At 43.5% G+C, this 10,936-nt stretch carries 6 protein-coding genes and 1 tRNA gene; all 7 read left to right on the forward strand.

Annotated elements, in window-relative coordinates; all coding sequences use genetic code 11:
* Entirely contained in the window at positions 1 to 312 is a 312-nt protein-coding gene (locus tag A3GW_RS11580) for a CHY zinc finger protein (RefSeq protein ID WP_083907138.1), read from the forward strand.
* A gap of 46 nt (positions 313 to 358) precedes the next feature.
* Positions 359 to 1,051 carry a hypothetical protein gene (locus A3GW_RS0108500; RefSeq protein ID WP_018368863.1) on the forward strand — a complete coding sequence of 231 codons (693 nt, stop codon included), beginning with the start codon at positions 359 to 361 and terminating at the stop codon, positions 1,049 to 1,051.
* A gap of 255 nt (positions 1,052 to 1,306) precedes the next feature.
* Positions 1,307 to 1,849 (forward strand): biotin transporter BioY, encoded by a 543-nt coding sequence (locus A3GW_RS0108505; RefSeq protein ID WP_018368864.1) that lies wholly within the window; start codon positions 1,307 to 1,309, stop codon positions 1,847 to 1,849.
* A 249-nt stretch (positions 1,850 to 2,098) separates the two neighbouring features.
* A tRNA-Leu gene (locus A3GW_RS0108510) sits at positions 2,099 to 2,184 on the forward strand.
* Positions 2,185 to 2,417: 233 nt separating this feature from the next.
* Positions 2,418 to 3,428: a type I glyceraldehyde-3-phosphate dehydrogenase gene (gene gap, locus A3GW_RS0108515; protein ID WP_018368865.1), complete on the forward strand. Its 1,011-nt coding sequence runs from the start codon at positions 2,418 to 2,420 to the stop codon at positions 3,426 to 3,428.
* Between the two features lie 296 nt (positions 3,429 to 3,724).
* On the forward strand, positions 3,725 to 4,411 hold the full coding sequence (locus A3GW_RS0108520) for a VIT1/CCC1 transporter family protein (RefSeq protein WP_018368866.1): 687 nt from the start codon (positions 3,725 to 3,727) through the stop codon (positions 4,409 to 4,411).
* A 195-nt stretch (positions 4,412 to 4,606) separates the two neighbouring features.
* A partial coding sequence (locus A3GW_RS11280; RefSeq protein ID WP_051070804.1) for a discoidin domain-containing protein occupies positions 4,607 to 10,936 on the forward strand: 6,330 nt, incomplete at its 3' end.

A 10,936-nucleotide genomic window follows, 5' to 3' on the forward strand; every position in this document is an offset into this window, starting at 1 on the left:
ATGGCTGAACCGCTCTTTTACGGTCTTGACCTTGATCAGCATAGCCGTTGCAGGCATTACCATAGCGAACTGGATATTGTCGCTCTCAAATGTGGGCAATGCCAGCGGTACTATGCCTGTTACCAATGCCATGATGCCTTAACAGACCATGTCTTTCAGGCAACCTCTGCTAACGAGCTACACCCCGTGTTATGCGGTGTCTGCCGTCAGCAACTGTCCTTATCTGATTATAAAACAGGCGCTTGCCCAATCTGCCAGTCGCCCTTTAATCCCAAGTGCAGCACCCACTACTCTATTTATTTTAAAAATTAGCAAAAAACAGATATAATAGTCTTGTTTAATTAATCGGAGGTTTCACATGAAACTAATTGGAAAATTTGTGGCAAAGAAGATTGCTAGTTTAGTTGTTCTTGTGTTGATAGCGCTAGGTCTGGTGTTTCATTTTCGAGAGCAGTTTTTTGGTGGGATATTAACGAGTAAATACAGCTTTGTCATCGAGCGCTTTGAGCGTGAAAGTCAGCTGGTCGTTGCTGGTGCAGATGTTGAGACGACAGCGGAACAAGTGTTTACCAACAAGCATTTCAAAGATTGGCCTGAATGGACTGAACCCTTGACTAAAGCGCTTGTCGGACGAGATTTGGTGGCTGAAATTCCCGTCAAAACCGAGTTTAAACTGGAGTTGAAGGGGTTGGATAAGAGTGATCTAACCATAACAAACAGCGTTTTGAGCTTTAAGAAACCACTGACGGTCTACGTTGATTCGCAAGCTACTGGCGTGCCTGTCATCAAAAAAAGCGGGAGTGGCTTAGTTGATAAGGCAGTTGACCTCTTTACCTCTGGGCAAAAAGCACAGGAATTTCTCGCTGAAAAAAGCCAAGAAGCCATCTACGAGACCTCAGAGCATGTCCTTGATGACCTAAACCGCCAAAAAAAGGTGGCGACGTTTGCCAGTCAGAGTTTGGAGCAACTGCTCAACCTCGATCGTGATGATAAACTGACGGTAGAGCTGACCGTGGATGACCTTGAGTTTATCAATGTTGACAAGCCTTAATAAAACTTCCTCACTTATTCTCTTACAAGAAGCCAAGGGCCAGACCAGCTAGCCTTTGGTTTTTTATTCGAATAAATGTTAACCTAAATAAAAATAAGGTTGACAAATATAGTTAGCTTTTGCTATGATGAGAATAGAGAAGCTGTTTTCAAAATGCTAGATGACGAGACTTGCTTTCTGTAAAGTTTTTAAGAAATCACAACATCTTGCCTAGTTCAACGACAGCATCTTGACAAAGAAAGGACTTATTTTATCATGTTTCAGAGTAAATCTCTCGCTCAAATGGCGCTGGTGACAGCCCTGATCTGTGTTTTGGGATTTTTGCCCCCTATTTCCCTAGGTGTTATACCTGTTCCAATCGTCTTGCAAAATATGGGTGTGATGCTGGCAGCCGCTTTGCTGGGAGGCACTCGAGGAAGTCTTAGTGTCCTACTGTTTTTAATGATTGGATTAGTCCTGCCAGTCTTTACAGGCGGGAATACCACTCTACCTGTCCTCACTGGACCGACGGCTGGTTACGTTGTGGCTTGGCTGGCTGTACCCCTGTTGTATGAGGCCTTAACACGACTGGTAAAACCTTCTCGATGGATTACGGATGCTATCTTACTTTGGTTGGCAAGCATTCCTGTGGTGTATCTGCTTGGTGTCTTTTGGTTGCGATATTTTTCTGATATGACGCGGATAGATTTATTGTTGTCCAACCTGATTTTTGTGCCAGGAGATACGATTAAGGTGATTATCGCAACAGTTATTGCTAGACGGTTGATCAGGAGTAGAGTTGTTCAAGGCCGTTATTGATGCTTAAAGTAACCGCCTACGGCAACTACTTGTCTTGTTCTAGCATCACGATTCGTTTCATCATGTTTTAGGGCAAATATCAGGTGTCAAAGTATCGTGTTATTTATCTTGTCAACTACCCAAATACCAGATATTTTAGAGCTGTCATTGCATGTCTAATGATATTTTTGAAAAAAATTGAATTAAGTTATTGACAAGTATTGAATGGTTTGCTATAATTGTTTTTGTTGTTAAGACAACAAGCCATTCGCGGGGATGGCGGAATTGGCAGACGCGCAGGACTAAGGATCCTGTGGCCGCTTTAGGCCGTGTGGGTTCAAGTCCCACTCTCCGCATACCTCACCAGTCATCGACTGGTTTTCTTTTTGCCTTAAAACCAAGTTAACTCATGCTCCAAACAGTCGCTCATGATTTTAGTTGTCGATTTAACTGAAAAATATTGCATTTTTATTTGAAAAGAAGTATAATAGATTTGTTGAGGGATTATTGCAAAGTTGCAAGTTAATCTTTTCACAAAAGGCTTTGCCTGATAAAATTTTATTTGATTTTCATAAGGAGGAAATCGCAAATGGTAGTTAAAGTTGGTATTAACGGTTTCGGACGTATCGGTCGTCTTGCTTTCCGCTTGATCCAAGGTTTGGAAGGTGTTGAAGTAACTCGCATCAACGACTTGACAGATCCAAATATGTTGGCTCACCTCTTGAAATATGACACAACTCAAGGTCGTTTCGACGGTACTGTTGAAGTTAAAGATGGTGGTTTTGAAGTAAATGGTAACTTCGTTCGCGTATCAGCTGAAGCTGATCCAGCAAACATCGACTGGGCAACTGAAGGTGTTGACATCGTATTGGAAGCTACTGGTTTCTTCGCTTCAAAAGAAAAAGCAGAAAAACACTTGCACGCTAACGGTGCGAAAAAAGTTGTGATCACTGCTCCTGGTGGTAACGATGTGAAAACTGTTGTGTTTAACACAAACCATGACATCCTTGATGGTACTGAAACAGTTATCTCAGGTGCATCATGTACAACTAACTGCTTGGCACCAATGGCTAAAGCCCTTCACGATGCTTTTGGTATCCAAAAAGGTCTCATGACAACTATCCACGGTTACACTGGTGACCAAAACACTTTGGATGCACCACACCGTAACGGTGACCTCCGTCGTGCGCGCGCTGCTGCTGTAAACATCGTTCCTAACTCAACAGGTGCAGCTAAAGCTATCGGTTTGGTAATTCCTGAGTTGAACGGTAAACTTGACGGTGCTGCACAACGTGTTCCAGTTCCAACAGGTTCTGTAACTGAGTTGGTTGTTACTCTTGAAAAAGAAGCTTCAGTTGAAGCTATCAACGCTCACATGAAGTCAGTAGCTAACGAGTCTTACGGTTACACAGAAGACCCAATCGTATCTTCTGATATCGTAGGCATCTCTTACGGTTCACTCTTTGATGCGACTCAAACTAAAGTGTTGACTGTTGACGGTCAACAATTGGTAAAAGTTGTATCTTGGTACGACAACGAAATGTCTTACACTGCTCAATTGGTTCGTACACTTGAGTACTTTGCAAAAATCGCTAAATAAGCATTGAACGAGGGAATTTTCCCTCGTTTTTTGCTAATGTCAACTCAGTTATCGTGATAGGCTAGCAAAATATATTAAATAGGGATCTATGGATTGCAAAAAGGTTGAGCAAATCAGTTTGCTTAGCTGATACTGAAGATGACGACAGGTTCACCCTGTGACTAATGGCTAATGTCAGTTGATGTTTTGGTTGTTCGGAGAATGATAGCTCAGTTCAAGGCTCATGTGAAACTTATTTATAATCATTATTGACAAGTGTGTATAGTTTGCTATACTAGAAGCAGGAGATGAAGCAGATGAGTGAACAATTTTCGAGCAAATTAAATATCCTGCGTGCAGGAGTCCTTGGGGCAAATGATGGGATTGTTTCCATTGCAGGTGTTGTCATCGGGGTGGCATCAGCGACAACTGATCAATGGGTGATTTTTTTGTCGGGGATGTCAGCTGTTTTAGCAGGCGCTTTTTCGATGGCAGGTGGGGAGTATGTCTCTGTCTCAACTCAGAAGGATACTGAGCAGGCAGCGACAGAAAAAGAACGGCGGCTCTACACCGAACACCCTGACTCTGCTCGGCTATCTCTCAAAGCTATCTATATGGCGCGTGGGGAGTGTGAAACAGCAGCAGAGTTTATGGTTAATAAAGCTTTTGCCAAGAATCCCGTTAAAACTTTGGTGGAAGAAAAATACAATATGGATTTTGAAGCCTTTACCAACCCATGGCATGCGGCATTGTCTAGTTTTCTTGCTTTTGTGGCAGGCGCTGTATTTCCGATGCTTGCGGTGATGCTTTTTCCTGTTTCGATTCGCATTCCTGCAACAGTGTTAGTCGTTATCCTGTCCTTGTTTGTGACAGGTTATACCAGTGCCAGACTGGGGGAAGCACCGATTGTTCCTGCTGTTGCTCGTAACATTATGGTTGGTCTGTTGACCATGTTTGTGACCTTTGTGATTGGTCATCTGTTGGGGACAGGAGTTGTTGGGTAGTTTTTTGAAAAATAGCAGAGCTAAAGATGTGGTTTTTAGCTCTTTTATTTTTGTCTAAAAATGTCAAAACAGACCTGTATATATTAAATCGTGTGTATTTTTTTGTTTATTTTCGTTAAAATGCTTGACAAAAAAAGTTTGCTGTGTTAAAGTGATGTAGAATAGAAAACGCTATCAGAAAAGGAGACTTATTGAATGAAGCATTTATTCGATAAACAAAATAAATATAGTATTCGAAAATTCTCAATCGGTGTCTGCTCAGCAGTTATTGGATTGAGCTTTTTGAGTGCCGGTACAGCTTATGCTGAAGAAACAGGGGTTCAGCCTGTTCAGCCACCTATTCCAGCTGGACCAACTGGAGCAGCTTCGCTAGAAAGTACCCAAGATGGTGCTGTGGCAGAAAAAGAGGTTGAGGAAGTTGTTGCACCTGAGTCAACTAAATTTGAAGTGAGCGGGGAAGCAAAAACGGAAAGTGCCGTGCGCACAATTGATGAGGTAGTTTCTGTTGATAAAAATTACGCTCAAGCAGATAACGTAAAAGAAGGATTCCCTGCGACAAATGCTGTTGACGGTAGTGAAGCTACAGCTTGGGTCGGTATTGGAGAAACTGAGAAGCCGAAACTGACAGTTCGGTTGGACGATGTTGCTAGAGTTGAGCGCATCACTTATCAAGCAATGCAAGACGGCAAATCAGCTCTGGGAAGTAGCTACCACAATGAAGCAGGAGTTGCTGCCAATGGCTACATCGAGTACAGTAAAACTGGTGAAGAGGGTAGCTGGAAGAAAGTGACCTTTACAGCTGTTGAACAGCAAGATGGTCAGCCACATATGCTTAATAAACCAGAAAACGGGGGGGCAGCTTATCAACGTCGCGGAAACCGCATGCCGATTGATTTTGTGATTGAACCAGTAGATGCAAAATATTTCCGCTTGACTGCTACCAATACACTTGTAGGGAATGCTGCACCTGCCAATACTCAGCCACACCTTGTCTCTGCCTCCAAGTTTATTCCGCAGGGTAAGAAGCTTGTTATTGAAGAAACTGTTACTGAAACCTTAGCAACTGATGAAAAACATTACATTGATGATGTGACCAAATATAAAGATCAAGAAGAGCTGGTCAGTGAAGCTGTTGCAGGCAAACGAGTGACTGTAACGACTTATGAAGCACAAAATGGTGAAAAGACCTCAACGAAGCTTGGAGAATCTGCCGTAACTATTATAAATCCTAAAATGGCAGTCTACCGTCGGGGAACATTGGAACGTCCAATACAGACACCTCCTCAAGCTCCGGCAGCTGTACGGTTGTTTAATGCTCCTCTGCAACAGGATGGAGAAACAGTCAGTCAGGTTGCGGTAACTCTTCCAAAAGAAGCAGTAGCTAGTCATGTTGTCAAACTAAAAGCTAATGACGCTCAAGTTCTAAAAGAGCTTACTCTTGAAGAATCTCACTTAGAAGATGGCATTGCAGTGCTTGCGCTCGACAGATTACTAGAAAACGGTCAGACTTATGCGGTGACTATCGCTACTGTTCAAGGTCTTGAGTCAGAGTCTAAGACGTTTGTAGCTGATACTGTTGCCCCTCCAGCAGCTGTTTCAGCCGATTTTGTCGCTGGAACTCGTCAAGTAGATGTTGTTCTACCTGAAGGAGTTCAAGCAGGTGAGTTAGCTATTGTCATTAACCCAGAAGGCACAACTCAAGAGACTTATTTTATCGGTTATGCAAACCTTCCAACAGGTGAGCGTCGTGTACAAGTGACTGTTAATCAGGACTTGCTCGCTGACAAAACCTACAACGTTCAATTGATGGATGCTGCGAACAACTTGTCTCCGATGATTGAAGCTGCAGTTCGTCAGCAAACTCCACCAGCTGAGCCTACACCGACACCGGCTTACCCACCAGTAGAAACGGTGGAAGGCGACTATAACAGACCTGCCTCTTCTGTCGGACGTATCACCAACGTCACATTTGAGAATGGTACAGCTTCCATCACTTACGAAACAGGTCATAAAGCTCAGGTTAACTTCTATAATGACCACGTGTTCCGTTATAATATTGAACAAGAAAATGCTGAGTTTGTCGATAATCCAGAACTTGTTCATGCTGGTCGTCCAGCAAGTATCACAGTGAAAAACCAAGCTAAGTATCAAGAAACCTATGGTTCAGTTGGTAAATTAGTTGAGGAAGATAGTCGCTATATTCTTGAGACAGCAAAAGTTTTGGTTATCTTTGATAAGGCAACCTCACGGATGTCGATTTATGATCGAGTTAAAGGTGAGTATGTTACCAAAGAGGTTGAACCTGTACAGATTACTCGGACAAAATCCACTCAGACTCTGACACAGGGTGAAAACGAACATTTCTTTGGCGGGGGGATGCAGAATGGTCGATTCACTCACAAAGGTGAAAAGATTAACATTGTTAATGAAAATAACTGGGTTGACCAAGGGGTAGCTTCACCAGCGCCGTTCTACTGGTCAAGTAATGGTTATGGCGTTTTACGTCATACCTTCCGACCAGGAGTTTATAACTTTGGTACAGAAGACAAGACTAAACTGATTAGTGACCATAATGAAGCACGCTTTGATGCCTTCTACTTTATCAATAGCAAACCAGAAGAGCTCCTCAAAGATTACTATGAGTTAACAGGTAAACCGGCTGTGCTGCCACTTTATGCACTCTATCTTGGTCACCTTAATGCTTATAACCGTGACTACTGGCGTGAGGTTCCAGAGGGAGCACCACGTATTAACGGTATGAATACACCAGCCTCAAAACTTGGTAACGGCAAATGGTATGCTGAGTTTGACGGGCGTAATCACACCCCACAACCAGGAGATGTCAAAGAAACACTAAATGGTGAGGGAGATAGTTACGAATTCTCAGCTCGTCGTGTCATTGACCGATATAAAGAGGCAGACATGCCGTTCTCTTGGTTCTTGCCAAACGATGGTTATGGGGCAGGCTATGGTCAAGGGGAAACACTTGACGAGAACATCGCAAACCTTAAATCATTTGTGGAATATGCCAAATCAAAGGGTATCGAAGTTGGACTTTGGACACAGGCTGATTTATACTCAACCAACGGTGGAGTTGTCACTCACCGTGATATTGACAAAGAAGTTCGTGATGCAGGTATCCGAGCCATCAAGACAGACGTGGCTTGGGTAGGTCCTGGATATAACTTTGGTTTAAATGGTGTGGATGAAGGCGCAAAACGCTTGACTGACCTCAGTGGTGAGGACAGAGCACGTCCATTTATCGTTTCACTGGATGGCTGGGCAGGCACACAGCGTAGTGCAGCTATCTGGTCAGGAGACCAGAGCGGTGGTGAGTGGGAATACATTCGCTTCCATATCCCAACTTATATCGGTATGGGCTTGTCAGGTAACCCGAATATGGGTTCTGATATGGACGGCATCTTTGCAGGTAGTGATCCAATTATCAATGCTCGTGACTACCAGTGGAAGACTTTCACCTCTATACTCATGAATATGGATGGATGGGGTTCAATGCCGAAGATGCCTTTCGCCTTTGGTGATGACCATCCAACTACTGATATCAATAGAATTTCACTGAAAACCAAGTCAACCTTAGTACCATACGCCTATTCAATTGGACATCAAGCTTCAGAAGATGGTAAGCCTATTGTCCGTGCTATGTTCCTTGATTTCCCTCAAGAGAGCATCAACTATACCAAAGATGTTCAGTACCAATACATGTACGGGGATAATCTTCTTGTTGCTCCTGTTTATACAAATGTTAACTTGCAAGCTGATGGCCAGGATGTTCGAAATGGCATTTACCTCCCAGATGAAAATACTGAGTGGTTAGATTTATATACTGGTGAGAAGTACCAAGGTGGTAAAGTTTATAATAATTTTGTTGCTCCGCTTTGGAAAATCCCAGTATTTGTGAAGAACGGTGCCATTATTCCGATGACAGCTGCTCATAACACTCCTACAGAGATTGATAAGAGTAACCGTCTGTTTACTTTCTACCCACATGGAGAAAGCAGCTTTAAACATTACGAAGATGATGGTAAGACAGTTGACTACAAATCAGGCAAGGTTGCAACCACGCTAATAGAGAGCTCTGCGGGTAATTCAAATGTTAAAGGTCAGGCTGTCCTAAAAATCAACCGAACTACTGGTGAGTATGAAGGCATGACCAAAGAAAAAACGACTGAGCTTCATGTTCACGTGACTGATAATGTTGACGCAGTTCGTGCAATGGTTAATGGTCGAGAAATTACCTTAACTCGAGTAACTACTCTCGAAGACTATCAAACTGGTACAAACGTCTTCTTCTACCATAATGATCCAATTATGGAAACCTATGGGGCGAAGAGCGAACAGATAAAAAACCTTCGTGTCAAGACAGGTGACCTCGTTAAAATCAAGTTAGAGGCAAGCGATGTTACAGCAGGTGACACAGTTGTAACAATTGATGGATTTATCAATAAGAAAGTTGATAAGGAAATCCTAGAAGGTCAGACAGTCCCAACGAAACCAACTAATGTCGTTGTGCCAGAAAATGGCACATCACCAACAGCGATTACCGTAGCTTGGGATGCGGTTGAAGGAGCGGAGAGTTACGAAGTAGAGCGTGACGGCACAATCTTTACGAACATCTTGACTCCAACTTGGACTTTTGACGGCTTTGCTTACGGCACCCCTCATACCTTCCGTGTTCGTGCCGTAAACACAGCTGGTGTTTCTGAATGGAGCGATGCTTTAGTTGCCGAAACTAGTAAAGATCCTTGGATGAATGCGATTCGAGACATTCGTGCAACCTCAGCCATTCCAGCACAGGGCGGTTCTGGTCTTGATAATCTTGTGAACCTCAAAAAAGGCGACATGTTCCACAGTAGATGGAATCAAGCGGTGACCTTCCCAGCTAGCATTACCTTTGACCTACGTGGTGTTTATGAAGTAGACTACCTCGAGTATCATCCGCGTTCAGATGCAGGTAATGGAACAATTACTAGAGTGTTCTTTGAAACTAGTGAAGATGGCAGAACGTGGTCACGTGATACACACTACACGACTTGGGCTCGTGACGCTAAGGCTAAGACCTACAAATTTAATGTTCCAACAGCACGCTATGTCCGTATGAACATCGCTGCAGCTTCTGGTAACTTTGTTTCAGGTGAAGAGCTTCTTATCTTCAAAAAACAAGGTACAAGAATGCAAGTTCCAGGAGATATCAACAACGATGGTCGCATCGACGAAGCAGATAAGACCTCCTTTGCTAACTATGCAGGTCTCAGAAGAGCGGATAACGATTTTGGCTATATTCAGCACGTTGACAACAATAAAAATGGCTTAATTGATGCTGAGGATATCAGTGTGATTGCTGTTCAACTCTCGGGTGGAGTGGCTGAGCCATCAACTGTAGCTCCGAGCGGTAGCCTTCGCTTTGAAGCTGAGAAACTCTCTGTTGTAAAAGATGAAGAAGTTAAGGTTTACTTGGTTGCAGATGAGATTTCAGCTGTCAATGCGCTGACCTCTAGCTTCCAGTTTAACAGTGCTGATTTTGCAGTCATGAATGATGGGCGTATCATCAAGGAAGCATTTGCCAAGGAGTCTGAGAACCTTTCGCAATCGCGGACTCGTGGAGCTGAAACTGACGTTGTCTTCAACTTCATTAACTTTGGTCAGAAACCACTTCTGGAAGGTTCAGGTCGTGTTGGTTATGTTATCTTGAAAGCTAAGAGAGCTGCTACTCTTGAATTTAACTCAGCAGATGGCATCTTGGTAGCTAATAACTTGCGTACTGCGGCAGTGGGTAATCAGCCAGTAACTGAGCTTGTGAACTACTCAGGCGTACCAGCTGCACCAAAAGACTTTACGGTTACTCGTCCAACACATGGAAGTCTGACATTGAGCTGGAGTGCTAGTCCAGAAGCGACACGTTACATTGTTGAGACTGAGGTAGATGGTCAATTTGTTCAGATTGCGCGTGTGGCGGATACAAGCTTTAATGTTTACAACTTGTCTCCAGAGACTAGTTACAAGTTCCGTGTTCGTGCAACGAATCCTATAGGAGATTCGGAATATACAGCTACTCTAACGGAAGCGACTGTTGCTAAGGACGTGAGTAAGAAGCTTGCGGTGACGAATAAGGTTGCAAGTGTTCCTGAACAGCCTAGTGAACCTCTAGAACGCTTCTTTGATGGAGATGAGAACACCATTTATCATAGCCAATGGGGCAAATCGGATGCTGTGCCATCAACCTTAACCCTTGATTTAGGAGAAATCAAGGCGTTGGATCGCTTGATTTATGTCCCACGCCCAGCAGCTTCTAACGGAACAATCACAGGCTTAACGGTTGAGACTAGCAATGATGGTCAGACATGGACCCCAACAGGAGAAACTATTAGCTGGGCTCGTAATGCTTTAGATAAGATTGCCCTTTTCCCAGAAGGTACTAAAGCACGGCATATCCGTATCAATTGGTTGAACAGTTTTGGTGGTTTCGTATCGGGTCAAGAGCTGTATGTGATTGAGGCCGCTCCAGAT

This window comes from Streptococcus entericus DSM 14446 (genome assembly GCF_000380025.1).
Taxonomy (GTDB): domain Bacteria; phylum Bacillota; class Bacilli; order Lactobacillales; family Streptococcaceae; genus Streptococcus; species Streptococcus entericus.